This is a genomic window from Sphingomonas insulae (assembly GCF_010450875.1).
Taxonomy (GTDB): Bacteria; Pseudomonadota; Alphaproteobacteria; order Sphingomonadales; family Sphingomonadaceae; genus Sphingomonas; species Sphingomonas insulae.
Genome location: NZ_CP048422.1, coordinates 2205001 through 2223666 on the forward strand (window position 1 = coordinate 2205001; position 18666 = coordinate 2223666).

At 63.3% G+C, this 18666-nt stretch carries 17 protein-coding genes, 1 tRNA gene and 2 rRNA genes (1 of these 20 only partly in view); 8 read left to right on the top strand and 12 right to left on the bottom strand.

The annotated features are described in order from the left end of the window. The 4 genes from GTH33_RS12150 to GTH33_RS12165 form a co-directional block, all read left to right on the top strand. Nucleotides 1-1612: ribosomal RNA gene (locus tag GTH33_RS12150) — 23S ribosomal RNA — on the top strand (it extends 1206 nt beyond the left edge of the window). A gap of 242 nt (nucleotides 1613-1854) precedes the next feature. After that, a 5S ribosomal RNA gene (gene rrf / locus GTH33_RS12155) occupies nucleotides 1855-1969 on the top strand. Nucleotides 1970-2114: 145 nt separating this feature from the next. Continuing rightward, nucleotides 2115-2191, top strand: a tRNA-Met gene (locus tag GTH33_RS12160). A 149-nt stretch (nucleotides 2192-2340) separates the two neighbouring features. Then, nucleotides 2341-2535 (top strand): hypothetical protein, encoded by a 195-nt coding sequence (locus tag GTH33_RS12165; protein ID WP_243848541.1) that lies wholly within the window; start codon nucleotides 2341-2343, stop codon nucleotides 2533-2535. Here GTH33_RS12165 and GTH33_RS12170 read toward each other — a convergent pair. Then, nucleotides 2532-2771 (bottom strand): hypothetical protein, encoded by a 240-nt coding sequence (locus GTH33_RS12170; protein WP_163957062.1) that lies wholly within the window; start codon nucleotides 2769-2771, stop codon nucleotides 2532-2534. The genes GTH33_RS12165 and GTH33_RS12170 overlap by 4 nt on opposite strands. A 275-nt stretch (nucleotides 2772-3046) precedes the next feature. Between GTH33_RS12170 and GTH33_RS12175 the strand changes: the two genes are divergently transcribed. Together GTH33_RS12175 and GTH33_RS18020 are read left to right on the top strand one after the other, a co-directional pair. Further along, nucleotides 3047-4123: a transposase gene (locus GTH33_RS12175; protein ID WP_208404282.1), complete on the top strand. Its 1077-nt coding sequence runs from the start codon at nucleotides 3047-3049 to the stop codon at nucleotides 4121-4123. Further along, complete coding sequence (locus tag GTH33_RS18020) at nucleotides 4120-4476, top strand: transposase (protein ID WP_212592669.1); 357 nt, start codon at nucleotides 4120-4122, stop codon at nucleotides 4474-4476. Before GTH33_RS12175 ends, GTH33_RS18020 begins: the two co-directional genes overlap by 4 nt. Before the next feature lie 289 nt (nucleotides 4477-4765). On the opposite strand, the gene GTH33_RS12180 is transcribed toward GTH33_RS18020, so the two are convergent. From GTH33_RS12180 to GTH33_RS12205, 6 genes are all read right to left on the bottom strand, one after another. Further along, complete coding sequence (locus GTH33_RS12180; RefSeq protein ID WP_163958621.1) at nucleotides 4766-5053, bottom strand: DUF3325 domain-containing protein; 288 nt, start codon at nucleotides 5051-5053, stop codon at nucleotides 4766-4768. 139 nt (nucleotides 5054-5192) lie between these two features. After that, nucleotides 5193-6650, bottom strand: coding sequence for a PepSY-associated TM helix domain-containing protein (locus tag GTH33_RS12185; RefSeq protein WP_249054879.1), 1458 nt, complete (start codon nucleotides 6648-6650; stop codon nucleotides 5193-5195). After that, a complete protein-coding gene (locus GTH33_RS12190; RefSeq protein ID WP_249054880.1) occupies nucleotides 6647-6898 on the bottom strand; it encodes a hypothetical protein in 252 nt (83 codons plus the stop codon). The genes GTH33_RS12185 and GTH33_RS12190 overlap by 4 nt, the downstream gene beginning before the upstream one ends. Nucleotides 6899-6957: 59 nt before the next feature. Beyond that, the gene (locus GTH33_RS12195) at nucleotides 6958-9327 is read right to left on the bottom strand and encodes a TonB-dependent siderophore receptor (protein WP_249054881.1); all 2370 of its coding nucleotides are present in this window, start codon (nucleotides 9325-9327) and stop codon (nucleotides 6958-6960) included. A 332-nt stretch (nucleotides 9328-9659) separates the two neighbouring features. Continuing rightward, complete coding sequence (locus GTH33_RS12200) at nucleotides 9660-9875, bottom strand: glutathionylspermidine synthase family protein (protein WP_208404291.1); 216 nt, start codon at nucleotides 9873-9875, stop codon at nucleotides 9660-9662. 201 nt (nucleotides 9876-10076) lie between these two features. Then, nucleotides 10077-10424 (bottom strand): lysozyme inhibitor LprI family protein, encoded by a 348-nt coding sequence (locus GTH33_RS12205; protein WP_163958623.1) that lies wholly within the window; start codon nucleotides 10422-10424, stop codon nucleotides 10077-10079. Nucleotides 10425-10624: 200 nt separating this feature from the next. Here GTH33_RS12205 and GTH33_RS12210 point away from each other — a divergent pair. Continuing rightward, nucleotides 10625-11790, top strand: a protein-coding gene (locus GTH33_RS12210; RefSeq protein WP_163957038.1) for an IS3 family transposase whose coding sequence is annotated in 2 segments (ribosomal slippage) — nucleotides 10625-10886 and nucleotides 10886-11790 — 1167 coding nt in all. Because the reading frame shifts where the segments join, the coding sequence is not laid out codon by codon here. A gap of 21 nt (nucleotides 11791-11811) precedes the next feature. On the opposite strand, the gene GTH33_RS12215 is transcribed toward GTH33_RS12210, so the two are convergent. Then, nucleotides 11812-12645: a helix-turn-helix transcriptional regulator gene (locus GTH33_RS12215; protein WP_163958624.1), complete on the bottom strand. Its 834-nt coding sequence runs from the start codon at nucleotides 12643-12645 to the stop codon at nucleotides 11812-11814. Between the two features lie 96 nt (nucleotides 12646-12741). On the opposite strand from GTH33_RS12215, the gene GTH33_RS12220 reads away from it, so the two are divergent. Continuing rightward, nucleotides 12742-13644, top strand: coding sequence for an SDR family oxidoreductase (locus tag GTH33_RS12220; protein WP_163958625.1), 903 nt, complete (start codon nucleotides 12742-12744; stop codon nucleotides 13642-13644). On the opposite strand, the gene GTH33_RS12225 is transcribed toward GTH33_RS12220, so the two are convergent. The 4 genes from GTH33_RS12225 to GTH33_RS12240 all read right to left on the bottom strand — a co-directional run bounded on the left by GTH33_RS12225 (nucleotide 13620) and on the right by GTH33_RS12240 (nucleotide 18172). Further along, nucleotides 13620-14093: an aromatic-ring hydroxylase C-terminal domain-containing protein gene (locus GTH33_RS12225; RefSeq protein ID WP_163958626.1), complete on the bottom strand. Its 474-nt coding sequence runs from the start codon at nucleotides 14091-14093 to the stop codon at nucleotides 13620-13622. The genes GTH33_RS12220 and GTH33_RS12225 overlap by 25 nt on opposite strands. 541 nt (nucleotides 14094-14634) lie before the next feature. Continuing rightward, the gene (locus GTH33_RS12230; protein WP_163958627.1) at nucleotides 14635-16221 is read right to left on the bottom strand and encodes an alpha-L-arabinofuranosidase C-terminal domain-containing protein; all 1587 of its coding nucleotides are present in this window, start codon (nucleotides 16219-16221) and stop codon (nucleotides 14635-14637) included. Between the two features lie 58 nt (nucleotides 16222-16279). Further along, entirely contained in the window at nucleotides 16280-16708 is a 429-nt protein-coding gene (locus GTH33_RS12235) for a DUF2147 domain-containing protein (RefSeq protein WP_163958628.1), read from the bottom strand. A gap of 69 nt (nucleotides 16709-16777) precedes the next feature. Continuing rightward, nucleotides 16778-18172, bottom strand: coding sequence for a serine hydrolase domain-containing protein (locus tag GTH33_RS12240; RefSeq protein WP_249054883.1), 1395 nt, complete (start codon nucleotides 18170-18172; stop codon nucleotides 16778-16780). Nucleotides 18173-18666 lie beyond the last annotated feature (494 nt).

Genomic DNA, 18666 nt, shown 5'->3' on the forward strand with positions numbered 1-18666 from the left:
GTGATGCACCGAAGCTTAGGGTGTGGCGTAAGCCACGCGGTAGCGGAGCGTTCCGTAGGCCGTTGAAGCGATCTGGTAATGGGTCGTGGAGGTATCGGAAGTGCGAATGCAGACATGAGTAGCGATAAAGAGGGTGAGATGCCCTCTCGCCGAAAGACCAAGGGTTCCTGCGCAAGGCTAATCCGCGCAGGGTGAGCCGGCCCCTAAGACGAGCCCGAAGGGGGTAGTCGATGGGAACCACGTTAATATTCGTGGGCCTGGTGGTGTGTGACGGATGGTGTGTGTTGTACGTCCTTATCGGATTGGACGTGCTTCGAAACTGTTCCAGGAAATAGCCCCACCGTATAGACCGTACCCGAAACCGACACAGGTGGTCAGGTAGAGTATACCAAGGCGCTTGAGAGAAGTGTCCTGAAGGAACTCGGCAAATTGCCTCCGTACCTTCGGAAGAAGGAGGCCCTCACAGCGCGCAAGCGTTATGAGGGGGCACAGGCCAGGGGGTAGCGACTGTTTAGCAAAAACACAGGGCTCTGCTAAGTCGGCTTCAAGACGACGTATAGGGCCTGACGCCTGCCCGGTGCCTGAAGGTTAAGTGGAGGGGTGCAAGCTCTGAAATGAAGCCCAGGTAAACGGCGGCCGTAACTATAACGGTCCTAAGGTAGCGAAATTCCTTGTCGGGTAAGTTCCGACCTGCACGAATGGCGTAACGACTTCCCCACTGTCTCCAGGACATGCTCAGCGAAATTGAATTCTCCGTGAAGATGCGGAGTACCCGCGGTTAGACGGAAAGACCCCGTGCACCTTTACTGCAGCTTCAGAGTGGCATTAGGAAAGAACTGTGTAGCATAGGTGGGAGGCTTTGAAGCATCGGCGCCAGCTGATGTGGAGCCATAGGTGAAATACCACCCTGTTGTTTTCTGATGTCTAACCTCGTTCCGTAAGCCGGAACAGGGACCCTCTGTGGCGGGTAGTTTGACTGGGGCGGTCGCCTCCTAAAGAGTAACGGAGGCGCGCGATGGTGGGCTCAGGCCGGTTGGAAACCGGCTGTTAGAGTGCAATGGCATAAGCCCGCCTGACTGCGAGACTGACAAGTCGAGCAGAGACGAAAGTCGGTCATAGTGATCCGGTGGTCCCTCGTGGAAGGGCCATCGCTCAACGGATAAAAGGTACGCCGGGGATAACAGGCTGATAACCCCCAAGAGCTCATATCGACGGGGTTGTTTGGCACCTCGATGTCGGCTCATCACATCCTGGGGCTGGAGCAGGTCCCAAGGGTTTGGCTGTTCGCCAATTAAAGTGGTACGTGAGCTGGGTTCAGAACGTCGCGAGACAGTTTGGTCCCTATCTGCCGTGGGCGTCGAAATTTGAGAGGAGTTGACCCTAGTACGAGAGGACCGGGTTGAACGTACCTCTGGTGTACCTGTCGTCGTGCCAACGGCGCAGCAGGGTAGCTATGTACGGACGGGATAACCGCTGAAAGCATCTAAGCGGGAAGCCTCCCTCGAGATAAGATTTCACAGGACGGTCGGAGACCACGACCTTGATAGATCGGATGTGGAAGTGCGGTAACGCATGGAGCTAACCGATACTAATTGTCCTATTCGCGCTTGAGAGTTGCACACCATCAATGACAATCCTGGGTCTCGGCCCAAATGTCAGCGATGTACGTGGATGACCAATAGCTCGACGCCAGAATAAACCTTCACACAACCAGCGCCCGGTGTTCCGGGTTGCTGGCAGACAAGGTGCATCGATTTTAAGGAGCCCATCGCAATGAAACGCGGTGGGTCCCAAAAGCCCAAACCGCATCGAAGTACCACTTCGATGTGATACCCGCATCCGCCCGCTTCATTGCCTGGTGGCTATAGCGTCGGTGTCCCACCCGATCCCATCCCGAACTCGGCCGTGAAACCCGACTGCGCCAATGGTACTATCGCTCAAGCGATGGAAGAGTAGGTCGTCGCCAGGCATTGCAGCCGGCGGGTGCAGATCAAGGCTTGGAACCCATCACAACGTCTCCGGTCCCTGGACCACCAACACCCCCGCACACACGCGGGGGCGTTCGTGTCTCCCTGGACCCTCATCCATCAAAGTACCACTTTGATGGACCTCATCGCGGGGTGGAGCAGCCCGGTAGCTCGTCAGGCTCATAACCTGAAGGTCACAGGTTCAAATCCTGTCCCCGCAACCAGCCTGATTTATATCGCCTCCGGGGAATACCTGCGGAGGCTTTTTGCGTTTTCGCGCCAGCGCATAGCGACAGCATCGACGCAAGCTCACCACGTAGTTCGATGGTGAGATCACCATCCTCAACAGCACGAGCCTCAGGCAGTGGTTGGCGTGCCGCTCCTCCACATCGCCGATCCCACGGCCGAACGCGTCAACGCGGTCGGCTTCAAGACGGTCGGACTGCTCGGCACCGCGTTCACGATGGAACATGCCTTCTCAAAGAGCGACGCGCCAAGTTCCGCATCCAACCGCGATGTCGTATGGCTCAGTAGCCATTGGCGGGTGCTGTTGAGCAGTGTGTCCTAGATGAAAATGGCCTTGAGGCCGACCGCGAGGACGTCGAGCGTGCTCAGCGTGCCGTCGACCAGACCCTTATCGATGATGAGATGGAAGAAGATCGAGGAAATCAGCGCCACGATCTGGATGACGAACGATGCGACCAGCACCTGGATGAGGGGCCGCTGATACTTCACGAGGAATGGCAGGAACCAGGTGACGTCGAAAGGTCGCTTGGCGCCCGCAAGCGCCTCGCGCGTCGTCATCAGAACAAGCAGCCTGTCCGCTGTTCCGTGAGCTGATCTTCCGTCCACAAGGCGGGAGCGGGATCGTCGATGCGTTGGACGAGTACTCCTTATGCCGGGATATTTTCCCGCCTGCGCCGGCGGTTTCCACCATCGCGCATCGCTTCGCATGGCCCAAGCGTCCGGTTTCACGTCGGTCAAGTCAAGCTCGTGCTTCCGTTCTCAATAATGATCCAGACTGTGCGGAAACTCGGCAATTGATTCCATCGGGTCGCTGACCGGCGTATGCTGCGTCCATGGCGTACATCGAGGGTCATGCTCGGGACCAAGCACTGCTGCTGCCGGCATCGGTCGAGGACTATGTGGCGGCGGATAGCCCGGTGCGGTTCATCGACGCGTTCGTCGACGACCTCGACCTGGGCGATGCTGGCTTCGTGCGGTCGCAACCGAAGGCGACCGGGCGGCCCGGCTACGATCCGGCCGACATGCTCAAGCTGTACCTGTACGGCTATCTCAACCGGGTGCGGTCGAGCCGGCGCCTGGAAGCGGAGACGACGCGCAACCTCGAGCTGATCTGGCTGCTGCGCGGGTTGCGGCCGGACTACAAGACCATCGCCGACTTTCGTCGCGACAACCGGAGCGCGTTTAAGGCGGTGTTCCGTGCCTTCGTCATCCTGTGTCGCAAGCTCGACCTGTTCGGGCGCGAGCTGCTGGCGGTGGACGGCACGCGGCTGAAGGCGGTGAATAGCCCTGGACGCAACTTTTCCCGCGACAAGCTGGCTAGGTATATCGCCGCAGCCGACGAGCGGCTTGAGGGATATCTGGTCGAGCTGGACGCCATCGACCGCGGCGAGGATGGCCATGGGCCTGGTCGTGGCGAGGTCCTGGCTGCGAAGATCGCCAGGGTGCGCGAGCGGCGGCAGGCGCAGGAGGCGATGCTGGACCAGCTGACCGCCAGCGGTGAGAGCCAGATCTCGCTGACCGACCCGGATGCGCGCGCGATGGTCACGGGTCAAAAGATCACGGTCGGCTACAACTCGCAGGTCGCGGTCGATGCCAAGCACAAGCTCATCGTCGAGCAGCACATCACCAACGCCGCCACGGACATGGGCCTGCTGGCACTTACCGCCGGTGCGGCCAAGGAGGCGCTTGGTGTCGAGCAAATCGATGCGGTTGCCGACATGGGCTATTACAAAGGCGAGGACATTGAGGCGTGTGAGGCGAACGGTATCACGCCCTATGTCGCCCGGCCGAAACGGGGCAGCGCTATCGCCAACGGCCGTTTTCCTAAGGATCTTTTCGCTACGACGCCGAAGCGGACGCGTACCACTGCCCGGGTGGCCGGACGCTCGACATCAGCTATCGCGCGGTGACACGCGGCCACGCCAACATCCAATATTCCAACCCCGCCGCCTGTGCCGCCTGCACCATCAAGCCGCGCTGCACGAGCAGCCGCTGGCGGCGCATCAACCGCTGGGAGAACGAGGCGGTGCTGGACCGCATGGCGACGCGGCTCGCCGCTAGGCCCGGTATCCTGAACGTCCGTCGGAAAACGGTCGAGCATCCCTTCGGCTCGATCAAGCAATGGATGAACCAGGGCGCGTTCCTGATGCGCGGGCTGGAGAAGGTGCGTGCCGAGTTCAGCCTGACCGCGCTCGCCTACAATCTCAGGCGAGCCATCACCCTCATCGGAGTGCCGGGGCTGATCCGGGCGATGCAGGCCTGATCCGGCGCGCCATTTGCGTCGGCACAACGCCAGACATGCGGGCCATCAAGCCATCCCGGCGTCAGCACGGCCGCAAATCCAAATAAGACCGGTCTCTGACCCGCCCGGACGCGAGAAGCGTCAGATGGCGGCCAGCCCGTGAGTTTCCGCACGGTCTGCGACCGGTTTTCAGCAGCTCTCAGGCGGCGCTCAATGTCCGCGATTGGGTCGCGCCGGACTAAAACGAGGCCAAGCATGTTAGAAATAGGGTTCAAACCATAGCCTATCCGCATGGTGGTCCCGCATACCCTCACTTTTCTGTTGCAGATGTTCGCCGGGGAATGAAGTTGAGCGCGACGAACACAATGCCCGCCGCCAGCATTACCACTCCGCACCACAGCACAGGGCCAAACACCCAGCCACGTGCCGCCACGGCGCTACCCAACGCAACAGCCAGAGCAACCCATGCGCCTGCGCGCCATCCGGCTTTGGTCGCGGATGCAAGCCGCCGCCCCGTCAAGCGCTGTTGGTGGTCATCGGTGGCGGAGCCGAGGCACCCGAACGCCAGCACCGCTAGGATAAGGGTCAGCCATGTCATGCCACTGCCTCCAACTTAGACAGAGCATCTGCTCTTGTACGGGCAAGGCGACCCGCACGGACGGGCGGGCGGTAACGCGCCACGCGACGGGCGAGCCAGAGGAATGCGACAGCGAAGACGATCATGGTGAGATCGACGCTCAGGGCAGCAGGTCGCCCGCGCTGATCGAACTGACGGCATTCCACTGTGTGCCGAACACGTTGTAGATCGGCAGCGCGGCCAAAAGCATGCCGGTCGCCCCGAACAGGATTGGCCAGACCGCGGAAGGTCGCCTCAGCAGCGACAGAATCACCGCGCCGCCCCAAGCGATGAATAGGACATGGACTTCCCATTGTGACCTTCCTGGCAGAGCTGCCGGCAGCAACCGGTTCGCCCAGAATAGCCCTGCGATGCCGAGCGGGAATCCCCCGATAACCGCGACGTTGAGGCGCTCGACCATGCGGAAGCCGAGATGCGGGCGGGCAGGATCGGAAAGCTTCTCGCAACGCTTTACCGTCCATAGCACTAATCCGCTGGCCACCATCAGTGTCCCCGCGACGCCGCAGAGGAAGTATATCCAGCGTAGCAGGAGGTCGGCGAACCGGCCCGCATGTAGTCCGATCATCACGCCGGCGGTCGCCGCTGCCCCGCCGGGCGGTGGCGATCGCCAGACGGGCGTGGCATTGGTTCCGTCATAGGTGATCGACGGTGCCCGCGTATTGAGCAGCGAGGCTGGCGTGCGATGGAGGGTGACGCGCGCGGCGGCATCGCCGGGCTGGCTCACCTGGATGGAGCCGATCGGGCCGCCGAGCCGACGTTCCGCATCTGTGGCGATCGCCGACAACGCTAGGATCGGTACCGGCTGCCCCATGCGCTCCACCACCGGCGCTTCGGGAAACAGGTCGGCGAACATCGTGGTTTCGTCGGCATAATTGGCGACGGTCGCCCAAGGCATCAGCAAGCCCATCAGGGTGACGATGCCGGTATAGGTTATCATCAGGTGGAAGGGCAGGGCGAGCACCGCGGTGGCATTGTGTCCGTCGAGCCAGGACCGCTGGCCCTTGCGCCGGCGCAGCGTGAAGAAATCGCGGAAGATCTTCTTGTGTGTGACGATGCCTGTGAGGATCGCGACCAGCATCATCATCGCGGCGACGCCGACCAGCCATCGCGACCAGACGACTGGCAGATAATAGAGATCGAAGTGGAAGCGGTAGAAGAACTCGCCCCCGCGGGTGTCGCGAGCGTGCGTCGGCATGCCGTCGGCGCCGATCAGCGCCTGATTGTCGCGCCGGCCGCGTCCCCCGCCGCGGCGGCCGCCATGCTCGCCCTTCTTCGGCTGCGGCTGCCAGGAGACCTGAGCCCCGGGCATGGCAGGATTGGGCATGGTGATGAACCAGCTCTTCGCGTCGGGCGCCTTCTTCGCCAGGAAGCGTTGCGCCCCGTCGAGGACATGCATCGGCTGTTCGATGCGCGCCAGCTCGGGCCGCATGTAGCGGTTGAGCGCCTCGCGCCAGAAAGCGAGGGTCCCCGTCACGAACACCAGGAACAGGACCCAGCCGAGTAACAGGCCCGACCAGGTATGCAGCGTCGATTGCGATTGCCGAAGGCCTTTGCTCATATCCGCCCCGCCGTCTCGATCGACGCATAGACGATCCCGCCGGCGACCAGGCCGGCAAGACACATAACCCAGGTCGCCCGCCATCCGCTTCGAGCGCCATAAGCGTACATCGCGAACAGCGCGCAGAGCAGCAGGGCGACTAGCGTACCGGTCACCGTCGCCTCCGACCGGGCCATCGGCAGGGTTCGTGCTAGCGCGGCCGCCCACAGGCTGGCAACGGCATAGCCGAGCGGCACGGCAGCGATCAAGCGCAGAGTATTGTCACCACGCCTTCGCCACAGCACGGCCCGACCCATTGCCGGCGCGATCATGGGTAGGCGAACCGCAGCGTCGCGAACACCGTCCGCGGCGTGCCGTAGTAATTGCCGCGGCCGGTGGAAGAGATGCGCGCGTAGTAATTTCTGTCGAGAACATTGGCGACGTTGACCGAAAGCGACAATTGCTCACTGACTTTGTAGCCGGCGCGCAGGTCGACGACCGCATAGGCCGGCTGGCGGACCACCGACGAGATTGACCGTCCATTAGGCGTGGCGGAGGTGACCGGCACGATGATCGACGGAGTGCCGCCGGAGGTCTCGCTGAACCAGGTGACGCTGCCGCCGACACTCGCACCTTGCAGTGCCCCGTTCCGGACGGTGTAGTTGGTGAACGCCTTGATCATATGCTTGGGAATGATCGGCGTCAGCGACAGGCCCTCATACTGGGGCTGCGTGTCCTCGAGATATTTGGTGCGGGTGAAGGTATAGCCGCCGTTGACGCGCCACCCCGGCAGGATCTCGCCGGTCGCCTCCGCTTCGATGCCGCGGGCACGAACCTTGCCGACCTGGAGGTAGACGGTAGTCAATTCCGGTGGATTGAAGATGCGGCCGGTCTGCTCGATCTGGTAGACGGCCGCCGACAGCAACAGCCGGTCGTTCATCAGCGCAAACTTGCTGCCGACCTCATACTGGCTGCCGATCAGAGGCTGGACCTTGCCGCCATCTTCGCGCACGCGGTTGGCAGGTGCGGCTTGCGGCGTGAAGCTGTCGGCATAGCTGCCATAGATGTTCAGGTTCGGCGTCACGTCCCAGACAACGCCCGCGTAGGGCGTGAACCGGTTGTCGATGTTCTGCGGCTGGCCACGGGCGGGGGTCGGCAGCAGCGTGTCGATCGTCTGCTCCCACCAAGTCAGGCGACCGCCCCCGACCAGCGTCAGGCCGGCGACCGGTTGCAGACGTAGCTGGCCGTACATGCCATATTGTTCGATGACGGTGTTGGTGCCGCCGTAGCTCTGGAGGACGCAATTGGCCGGCGCGGGGGTGACGGGTGTCGTCCGGTTGGGGCAGATCGCGTTCGTTCCCTGCACCGGGTAATAAGGCGAGGCGGCATAGGGGGTGAGCGGCGGTTCCGTCGGCGATACGGGATTGAAGACGTTGATCCGCGCATAGCCGCTGAGGCGGGTATAATAGCTGTCGTAATCCTGCGCCTGATAATCGGCGCCCAGGATCAGCGTCTGGTCCCGTCCGAACAGCGGAAAGCTGCCGACCCCGTTGACGTCAAACGACCGCGTCTTGGAAAAGCTGTCGCCGCGATAAGCGATCTGCGTCGTCGTACCGTTGTTGGCGAGCGCCGGCGTCACCGCATTCGCAGCCGTGGTGATCGCCGCATTCCCGACATAGCTGTAGATGTCGATGCGATCGACGTCCGTGAACAGGCCCGTTGCACGCAGCGTCCAGCGGTCGCTAATCCGGTGCGCGATTTCGGCGAAGCCCGTCCAAGTCTTCGATTCAAATCGGTTCCAATCGGCACCCAGATACGTTGAACGGCGGACGTCGAGCAGTCGGCCATCGTTGCCTGCGCTATCGCCGGCATAGCCCGGCAGCCCCGACTGGATCGACGGGCGGAAACGGTCGTAGGAGCCACCGACGGTGACCGTCGTGCGATCGCCGATCTCGACGCTGCCCACGGCGAATGCGTTGACGCGGTTGCGATGGGCGTAATCGAAGAACTGATCCTGGTCCTGCGCCATCATGCCCATGCGGGCTCCGGCCCGGTCGCCGAGGGGGGCGGACATATCGAGTTCGAGCCGAAGGTTGTCGTAGCTGCCGTAGCCGGCGGAGCCTTGCAGTTTGAATGCGTCAAGCGGCCGCTTGCGGACGAGATTGATGCTACCAGAGGGATTGCCCGAGCCGCTGAACAGTCCGGCAGGGCCCCGCAAAACCTCGATGCGATCATAGGCGAAGAGGTCCGGCACCACGCCGGGGAAGTTGAAGGACAGCGTCGGGACGCCATCGACGAGATAGTTCGAGATGGCAAACCCCCGCGAGAAATAGGACGGGTCTTCGCTTCCGATGCCGTTGACGGTGATGCCGTTGGTCGCGGTCAGCGCGTCTTCCAACGTGAACAGGTTCTGCGCCTCGATCTGCTCGCGTTCGATCACGGTGACAGTGTTAGCGACATCCTTCAGCGGCGTGACCGTCTTGCCGACTTCCCGGCCATAGCTCTTGCCGACGACGACGATCTCGCTCTGGTTGCGCTCGTCGCGCTCGTCGGTCCGGACCTCATCGGTCGCCACCGGTTCGGCATCGACCGCATGAGCGGCTGCGCCCACAGGCTCGTCCTTGCCCATCGCGAATGCACACGTAGGCGCCATCGCCACCACGGCCGTGGTGGCGAGCAGCATCGTTGAAAAACGCACTGTCACTTCCCCTTCGATTTCGGGGTCAGCTAACAGGGTCGCAATTGCAAGTCACTATCAATAATGCATCACTGCGTTACGCTTGCTGACCCATGAGGCGAGCCACGATCAGCATCACTGATCGCCGGCATCAAAACGCTTTCAGCGCCACCAACGAATTTTCGTTATCTGCGCTGGGTAACCGATGCCCGGGCAACCATCGGAGCTGACGTTACAAATTGGCGCAACGGGTCTGGGCGACTGGCCATTATCGCCGCTGCCAAAATGAATAAAGGGCAGAAGTTGGCGAGCGCAGCGTCAGGCGTGAGTGACCACCATTGGGTCATCTATATTCAGATAATTACGTGGGGTATGAAGCGCGCCTTATCGCGGGTGATGCCGACATCGTCCTCACGGATGTACATTGCGACAGGATCAGTGCCGACGATCCAAGAACCTACAACTGGTCGTAAGTCGCTGAAGGTCGGTAGCGGCGCTAGCGCCTGGATGATCGCACCCTCGTTGCCGTAGCCACCTTCCGGGCCGCGCTCCACGGCGGCATTGTCCACCAGTTCGATGTCCCAACCTGCGCAAAGGCAAAAAGCAAGAGCAACGACAGGGTCCCTTTAAGTGTGCTACATCGACAGCACAGCGACTTCGCGCTTTAAAGCTCATGATGAACGAGCGGCCGAAGTCGCGAAGCGGGGAGGGGGGCATGAATGGCAGATTGGGGGTCCAACACGTCTGGCCATAGGCGGGCTTCAGCGAAGTTAGCGGAAGCGCGTCAGCCAGCTAGTCCGGCGGGTGGTCTGCTTTGTCAGGCATGCGGGATGGTTCAACGTCTCGATCGTGCCGACGCCGGGGTGATCGTCAATCGGGCAAGCGGCATCGCGCTTTCTAATCCACGCGCGTTGCGATGCGCGCAGAACGGCCCGACGGGCGACCGGAATACGCTTCATCACCGCGTTATACGTAGCGTTCAGTTGCGCGTCGGCTCGTTGGTAGTCCGCAACGTAACAGGCTGACATGGCCGGGGTCACGCCGCGCGCGGCCTCGCCTTCGTTAAGGCATCGATCGAGTTGAGTGGTGGCGGCAAGGACAAGTGCGAGGGCTAGCATCGGTCATCTCCGTTGCGCCGTAAACGTCGGGCCGCCGCTACGGTTGCTTCCATCGCTGACCTAACAGACGGCCATAAGGAGTGACCAGCGCGGGCTCGAGATCGGCGAGGCCGTGCGGCGCTCGTAAGGATCATTTGACGTGACCCCCGTTTCTTCATCCACCTGGACCTAGAGACCGGCCCCTCGAAGGGACGGACGGAATGAAGCGGAAGCAGTTTTCGGAAGAGCAGATCATCGGCATCCTGAAGGAGGCCGAGGCGGGTGCGGTGGTGACGGAACTGTGCCGCAAGCACGGCATGTCGAGCGCGACCTACTATGCATGGAAGGCGAAGTTCGGCGGCCTGGAGGTATCTGACGCGAAGCGTCTGAGGTCGCTTGAAGAGGAGAACGCGCGGCTCAAGCGGCTGCTTGCGGACACGATGCTGGACAACGCGGGGTTGAAAGACCTGCTGTCAAAAAAGTGGTGACGCCCGCCGCGAAGCGACAAGCGGTTGCGCATCTCCAGGCGACGTTGGGGATGAGCGAGCGGCGGGCGTGTGCTGTCGTCGGGGCGGACCGCACGAGCATGCGGTATCGCTCGTGCCGGGCAGATGATGGCGACCTTCGGTCGCGTCTGCGCGAGCTGGCGCAGCAGCGCCGACGGTTCGGCTATCGACGGCTGCACATCCTGCTGCGCCGGGACGGCATCACGATCAACCGCAAGAAGACCCAGCGGCTCTACCGTGAGGAAGGGCTGACGGTCAGGCGCCGGAAGGGACGAAGGCGCGCCGGTGGCGCGCGGGCACCTGCGCCGGTGCTGGCGCTCCCCAACCAGCGCTGGAGCCTGGACTTCGTGCACGACCAGCTCGTCACTGGCCGACGGTTCCGCGTGCTCAACATCGTCGACGACGTGACGCGCGAGTGCCTTCGGGCAGTGGTGGACACGTCGATTTCGGGCCGGCGGGTCGTGCGCGAGTTGACCGATCTGATCGCGGAACGTGGCAGGCCAAAGATGATCGTCAGCGACAACGGGACCGAACTGACGTCGAACGCGGTGCTTGCCTGGTCCAGCGACGCGGGCGTCGAGTGGCATTACATCGCGCCGGGCAAGCCGACGCAGAACGGGTTCGTCGAGAGCTTCAACGGTCGCATGCGCGACGAGCTGCTCAACGAGACGCTATTCTTCACGGTTCGCCAGGCCCGCTCGATCCTGGCGCGCTGGGTCGACGACTACAACACCGAGCGGCCGCACTCGTCGCTAGGCTACGCTACCCCGGCTGCGTTCGCTGCCGGGCTCGAACAGCAATGGGCGGGGTTAACCCCGCCCATTGCTTCAACTGCGCTCATGCGCAACAACACCGGTCGGTCTCTGGTCGCAGCTGGATGAAAGACTGGGGTCACGTCACATTCACCTTGGCGCGTCCAGCAGCGCGCGCAGGCGATCGGCGTCGTCGGGTGAAGCGGGATTGTAGATTATCATCCCGAGTTCCGGCCTGCCTTCGACGGCAAAGGAGGAGAACTCCATTGCAAGTAGCCCTGCGTCGGAATGATGAATGCGCTTCACGCCGTCCCCGTGTGCGACCACGTCATTGTCCTGCCACAACGCCTCGAATTCGGCACTGACCAGGCAGAGCTCGGTGACCAGCTTTGTTGCCTCCGCGCTGTTGTTGGCGCCCGCACGCGCTACGTCGGCGCGGAAGGCGCCGACCACGAAGCGAGCGATGCTGTCCCAATCCTCGTTCCGTGCGCGGACATGGTCGCTGCCAAACATAAGCCGGAGGATGTTGCGTCCCTCGCGCGGCAGCTTCGCATAGTCGGTCAGCAAAATCGCAGCGGCCCGGTTCCAGCCGACGACGTCCCACATCGCCGTCTTGATGATCGCAGGGCTCAGCGCCATCCCGTCGAGCACGCGTTGCAGACGCGGCGTGATACCGTCGACCGGCTGATAGCGCGCCTCGGGCGGACGACCCAGGCCCAGCATGTAGAGGTGCTCGCGCTCGGGCTCGGTCAGCATCAGGCCCTTGGCGATGCGATCGAGCACGTCGGCTGACGGCGCGCCGCCGCGGCCTTGTTCCAGCCAGGTGTACCACGTGGGGCTGATGTTGGCCCGGCTCGCCACCTCCTCACGGCGTAGGCCGGGGGTGCGCCGACGGCCGCCGCCGAACCCGAACGCTGCCGGATCGAGCCGAATGCGCCGATCGCGCAGATACGTGCCGAGTTGGTTGGGTGCCTTGCTGGCCATGACCGCATCCTGTTGAACGTTATACCACGATAACGCCACTACTTTAACAGGGTACGGAGCGTTGCGAAATAGCTTGGGAAGAGAAGGAGACTTTCCATGCGCGTGTTCCTTACCGGCGCGACCGGGTTTATCGGTTCGCACATCATCCCCGAACTGCTCGCCCGCGGCCATGGCGTGCTGGGCCTCACCCGATCCGATGCAGGTGCCCGGCAACTCGAAGCGGCTGGCGTCGAGGTTCATCGCGGCGACCTGGAGAGCCCCGAGACGCTGGCCAGCGGCGCTGCGGCGGCCGATGCGGTGATCCACTGCGCGTTCGACCACAATTTCGAGACCTTCTTCGAAAACACGAAGAAGGACGAGCGCAACATCGCCGCGATGGGCGAGGCTCTGGCGGGGACGCACAAGACGCTCCTCATCACGTCCGGGGTCGGCATCGGCACGCCGCTTCAGGGCGGGCCGGCAATCGAGGATGTGCTCAACCCGCACCACGCCAATCCGCGCATCGCGACCGAACTCGCCGGCGCCGCACTGATTGCACAACGGATAGACGTGCGCACCATCCGGCTTCCGCAGGTGCACGATACTACGAAGGCCGGGCTGATCACCCCGCTGGTCGCCGAAGCGCGCCGTGCCGGAGCGGTGGCATACGTAGGCGAAGGGCGGACGCGCTGGTCCGCGGCGCACGTCAGCGATGTGGCGAAGCTTTACGTCCTGGCGCTGGAGAGGGGGGAGCCGGGTGCGCGTTATCATGCTTCGGTAGAGGAGGGCATCGCCTCACGCGCTATCGCCGAGGCAATCGGCAGGGGCGCCGGGCTTCCTGTTCGTTCGATTGCGATCGATGACGTCGAGCGATACTTCGGCTGGATGGCACCGTTTGCCGCGCTCGACATGACCGCGTCCAATTCCTGGACGCGGGCGCGATTGGGCTGGGAGCCGTCAGGCCCTGATTTGCTCACCGATCTCGCCGCAATGGATTATTCGGCAGACGCTGCGGCCTGATATTTCTCCGGCCGCTGTCGGGCAGGCTCGCCAAGCCAGCGGGCAAGGGCCAGTATCGGCGCGGCGCGATCAGCTTCCCGGCCTGCCCAGCTGACCACCCCGTCGGGTCTGACCAGCAGGGCGGCGGAATCCACATCCGGCGTCGGAGTGCCGGCGAGGTAGCCGAGCTGGTCCGCCCATCCGGCGGCGACCGTTCGCAAGGGCTCAGCGGGGTCGAGGTCGATCAGCCATGCTCGCCCGTCACGCAGGACGTCGTTCAGCCGCCGCCCGTTAACGAGCGCGACATCGGGTGCGCTTCGGCCGACCAGCGGATGAACTGCCCCGTCGTTTTCGGATCGCAGCACGGCGCCCCAGACCCGCCCGGCAAAGTAGGTGGCGCCATCGCGCGTTTGCGTCAGGTTTCGGACGATCGATCGAAGCGCCGCCGAACCCGGGTCTGGCCGCAGCACGGCCGCCGTGCTGAGGGAGTGCGCGCCCAACACGCTGCTTACTTCGCCAAAACCACGTTCGCGTGTCGTGCGAGCCACCGCAACCTTTGGCGGCGAGCGCTCCGAAGATGCGGTTGAAAACGCCGAGCCGGCTCCAGCGGATGAAGCGGTTGTAGATTGTCTTGTGCGGTTCGTACCCGCGGGACATCGCACCAGCGCAGACCGTTCTTGATCACCAAGATGATGCCGCTCACGATCTGGCGATCATCGACCCTGGAATGCCATGCGACAGCGGGAAATACAGTTCGATCCGACGCATCTGCGGCACCGACAACAGGACCAGATCACTCATGGTAACGCCCCCGGTGCCGCCATTGAGCCAATCCGACACAGTCCGCGCAAGTGAATAAATGGGTCCTGAGCCTAGGAAGCTATACCTGTCGCTGCGTCGGCGTGGAGTGGTTCAACGTAACCGTTCAGGTTTGCCGCAGACGCTGTCACAGCGCTGGCGCGGGGCGATCGGCTACCACCTGATCAACACGACTGATGCGTTACCGACCGGCTAAATCGTCAGCGACAGGATCGAGAGCGAATGCGGCGTCACCATGACGGTGCCTTTCGACACATCGGCCGTGATCTGGCGCGGCGTGACGCGGGATGGACGGGCTACGTCGTTAAAGGCGTCAGGCGAGTCGCCGTCGAGAATATCCAGCCGTCCCTGGCGCCCACCGACGCCGGCAATCCGCAGCCGAGCGCCCTGCGTCGGATGACGGTTGATGATCGCGATGGCCATCTTGCCACCATCGTCGCTCACCGTGGTGATCGCATCGATCTGGGGCACGGAGGCTCCATCCGACGCGAGTGGCGCCGCGGCGATGTGGGTGGCGACGACATGCGGTTGCAGCAGGTCCGAGTACATCTGCATGACGTGGAAGGTCGTCCGCTTCACCACGCCCTTCGGGTGCACGAACAACGGCCCGCGGACGTTGATGACCGGCGCCATGCACGCCATCTCGACGACATCGGCATGGCGGAGACACCCGTTGAGGAAGGATGCCGAGAACAGCGCATCCGCCATGGTGTAGGTCGCGTTCTGGTCGTTCTCGTCGCGCATACCGATCAGGTCGACGCGATCCGCGCCACCGCCGGGGAAGCCGGGATGATGCCATGAGCGTAAATTCCACTCGTCGAACGCGATCTTGATCTTGCCCGCAAACCCGTTGTCGGCGATGACTTTGATCGCCTTCTCGATCTGGCCTTCGGGCTGTCGGGATCGCATCATGCATTGCATGTAGCTGGCGGGCTTGGTGCCCTGTTCCCACAAAGCGTCCCAATAGCCGTGGATCGAGATATAGTTGAGGAAGCCGCCGGCGACCTTCAGCAGCGGTGCGGTCCATTCGCTGTCCACCGTCGCGGCGGCCAGCAGGATCAGCTTGCTGTCGACGGCGCGCATCAGCTTCGCCGATTCACGGACCAGCATTCCCCATTCGGCCGTGGTCTTCGAGCCAATCTCGGTCGGAAAGTAGTTTTCGTTGCCGATGCTCCAATATCGGACATCGAACGGATTGGGGTGGCCGTTGGCGCGACGGAGGCGGGAGAACGAGCCTTGTTCGCGCAGATTGCAATATTCGACCCAGTTGCTCATCTCCTCAAAGCCGCCGGTGCCGGCGTTCGTGCAGATATAGGGTTCGCAGCCGATCAGCCGACACCATTGCACGAATTCGTCGGTGCCGAAGGTGTTCGGGTCCTCGACGCCCCATGGCTTGTTGAAGGCGGGGGTGCGTTTGGGGCCGACGCCGTCCATCCAGTGATAGGCCGAGACGAAGCAGCCGCCAGGCCAGCGCACGATCGGGATGCGCAATTCGCGCAACGCCTGCACGACATCGAGACGGAAGCCGGCGCGGTCGGACAAGGGCGAACCCGGCTCGAACGCGCCACCGTAGACCTGGCGGTGGAAATGTTCGAGGAACTGTCCGAAGATCATCCGGTTGAAGCGCGTCTTGCGCGTCGGATCGATCGTCACCACGGCGTCGAGCCCGGCCGGCACCGCCATGTCGAGCGCCGCCGCCGGACGAGCGGCCATCGCCAGCGTGAGCGCGCCGCCGGCAGCGAAGTCACGCCGGGTGAGGTTCGGCGTCCGAAGTGTCACGATCGGTCTCCCATGGTCAGCATGGCGGTTTCAGAAGCGTTCGTTCGCGGCGGGATCGTCAATTCCTGACTGCCGTCCACGTCTGTGTCTGGCAGAGGAAGGCGATGCATCCCTGCACCTTCAACGTCCCGTCCGCGTCGCGCGAGACGACCGACTTGTACGTCTTGCCGGTTTGCGGATCGTAGATCCTGCCGCGCCACGTATCGCCGGCATCGCTGAATTCGGTCAGTATCGGCAGACCCTGAAGCGGTCGTCCGCGCAACGCGGGATCAACATTCTTCGCATCCACCGGCGGCCCCGATTCAGGGCGCTTCATCAAGGTCGTGATCCGCCCGCACAGGGTCGCTCCACATGGGGCGACGGTGACGATCGCGGTCTTCCCCTCGGTCAGCCAGCGTCCGACGATCGGCGTCGCGGCGATGGCGGGCGTCGGGGCGAGCATCGCTGCCGCCAGACCGGCGAGCGTCGGTATTTTGATGGTCTTCATGTCGCGATCAATCTCCCTACAGGGCTTCATAATGTGGCGGGGTGCCGTCGCTTTTCGCGCGCCGGTAGATCAACGGGGTGCCGGAGGTGCGGGGGATGCCGGGCGCAGGGACGCCAGATCCTGCTGGAGCGACCGGTCGATATCGGGACGCAGCGGGTATTTCCCCCCGGGGAAGTAATTGACCATCACGGTGACCCGCAGTTTCCGAACCGGGTCGACGAACGCGAACGTACCCGCCGCGCCGGGCCAGCCGTAGGTACCCTTCGCCGGAAAACCGCCGGGGCCATCGATCAGACTGATCGCACCGCCTGCGCCGAAGCCCGCTTCGGGAACGCCGGGCTTGCCGTCGACGGAGGGCGTGACGGCGCCAAAGGGTACGCCCGCCGGCAGCAGGTTCGACATCGCCAGCCGCACGGTCGCGGGCGTCAATACGCGAGCGCCGTCCAACGTGCCCTCGTCGGCGAGCATATGCAGGAACCGGTCGTAATCGTGCGCCGACGTCACGAGCCCCGCGCCGCCATAGGGGAAGCTGGGTGGTTGCAGCCAGACCGACGTTGCGCCGGGATCCATCGGTTCGCGCACGTCGCCGTCGAAATTGTAGCTGGTCGACAGCCGTCCGGCCTGTGCGGCCGGCACCGTCCAGTAGCTGGACGTCATCTTCAGCGGATCGAACAACCGGGTCTGGACGAATTGCTCGAAGGGCATTCCGCTCGCCTTCTCGATCACCGCCGCGAGCACGTCGAGACCGATCGAATAGCTCCATTGCGTGCCCGGTTCCGCGATCAGTGGCAGTGTCGCCACGCGGTCGGCGAAGGCGGACAACGACGTGGGGCGTGTCGGCCTCACCACCTCCTCGACATCGCTGTTATAGGTGCCGGGCAGGATACCCTTCTGCTCGTATTGCTGCAGCAGCGGCCCCCTGGACACGACGTTATAGCCGAGGCCGGCGGTGTGGGTGAGCAGGTGGCGCACCGTGATCGGCGTCTTCGCAGGCACCGAATCGAGGCTGGTGTCCGGGCTGGTGAGCACGCGCATGCGGGCGAATGCAGGGAAGATATCGCTGATCGGCTGGTCGAGGCGCAGCTTGCCGTCCTGGATGAGGATCATCGCCGCGATGCCGGTGATCGGCTTGGTCATCGAATAGATGCGCCACAGCGAATCCGGTCCCGCGGCCGGCGCAGTCGCCTCGTCCGCGATCCGGCCCGCGGCCGGGTACGTCACCGGCAGGTCGCCCGAACCGATCGCGGCGACGATACCCGGCATCTTGTTGGCACGAACATAGCCATCGAACAGCGCCTGCGTCGCGGGCAGCGCGGAGGGGGCGGAGGGTACGGCTATGGCGACGGCCGGGGAGGGGGCCACCCTGTCGGTGCGGGCTATCGGGGGCTTTTGCGCCGTCTGCGCGGTCACGGTGCCGGTGGGCAGCAACAGCAGAGCGAGCATCCAAACGGCAGCCGATTGCATCGAAATCCCCTCGTTCAGCGAACGGTGGGCAGGTCGGCTGCACCGGCACACCCCGTTTCTTCACTGCTAGTAATTGTAGGAGTAATATTGAGTCAATCCCTTGCGGTCAGGCAGGCGCTCGGTGGCGGGTTGATCCAAACATCGGCTTTATGCCCTGTCATTGACCGGCGGCGACCAGCGATGGCGGGATGTCGAACGCCGTTTTTACGAATGATTTGTAAGACCTGACGGCTAGCTGTCAGGCTGATGTCCTGTCCAAGCCGGCTGGGGTGGCCTGCACCGAAACTGTAGGGCAACCGAGCGCCAGCTTGCCGCGCCCGACGGCGTCCCGCCTCGACGTCGGGGATCCGTGCCGGCCGCGATCTTCGACTAGGCGGCTACGCCCGGCGCCACGCTGGCTTATGTGGCGATGGACGCATGGTACTGCGATCCCCGGACACGGGCGCGAGGACATGCCGGTTGGCGGGTTGCGCGGATCGACGACGGGGTTCGAC

Bases quoted from the DNA above. Each gene is read 5' to 3' on its own strand.
- GTH33_RS12185 (WP_249054879.1), bottom strand. From the start codon at position 6,650: ATGAGCAAAGGCCTTCGGCAATCGCAATCGACGCTGCATACCTGGTCG.
- GTH33_RS12170 (WP_163957062.1), bottom strand. From the start codon at position 2,771: ATGACGACGCGCGAGGCGCTTGCGGGCGCCAAGCGACCTTTCGACGTC.
- GTH33_RS12175 (WP_208404282.1), top strand. From the start codon at position 3,047: ATGGCGTACATCGAGGGTCATGCTCGGGACCAAGCACTGCTGCTGCCG.
- GTH33_RS12205 (WP_163958623.1), bottom strand. From the start codon at position 10,424: ATGCTAGCCCTCGCACTTGTCCTTGCCGCCACCACTCAACTCGATCGA.
- GTH33_RS12215 (WP_163958624.1), bottom strand. From the start codon at position 12,645: ATGGCCAGCAAGGCACCCAACCAACTCGGCACGTATCTGCGCGATCGG.
- GTH33_RS12180 (WP_163958621.1), bottom strand. From the start codon at position 5,053: ATGACATGGCTGACCCTTATCCTAGCGGTGCTGGCGTTCGGGTGCCTC.
- GTH33_RS12240 (WP_249054883.1), bottom strand. From the start codon at position 18,172: ATGCAATCGGCTGCCGTTTGGATGCTCGCTCTGCTGTTGCTGCCCACC.
- GTH33_RS12220 (WP_163958625.1), top strand. From the start codon at position 12,742: ATGCGCGTGTTCCTTACCGGCGCGACCGGGTTTATCGGTTCGCACATC.
- GTH33_RS12235 (WP_163958628.1), bottom strand. From the start codon at position 16,708: ATGAAGACCATCAAAATACCGACGCTCGCCGGTCTGGCGGCAGCGATG.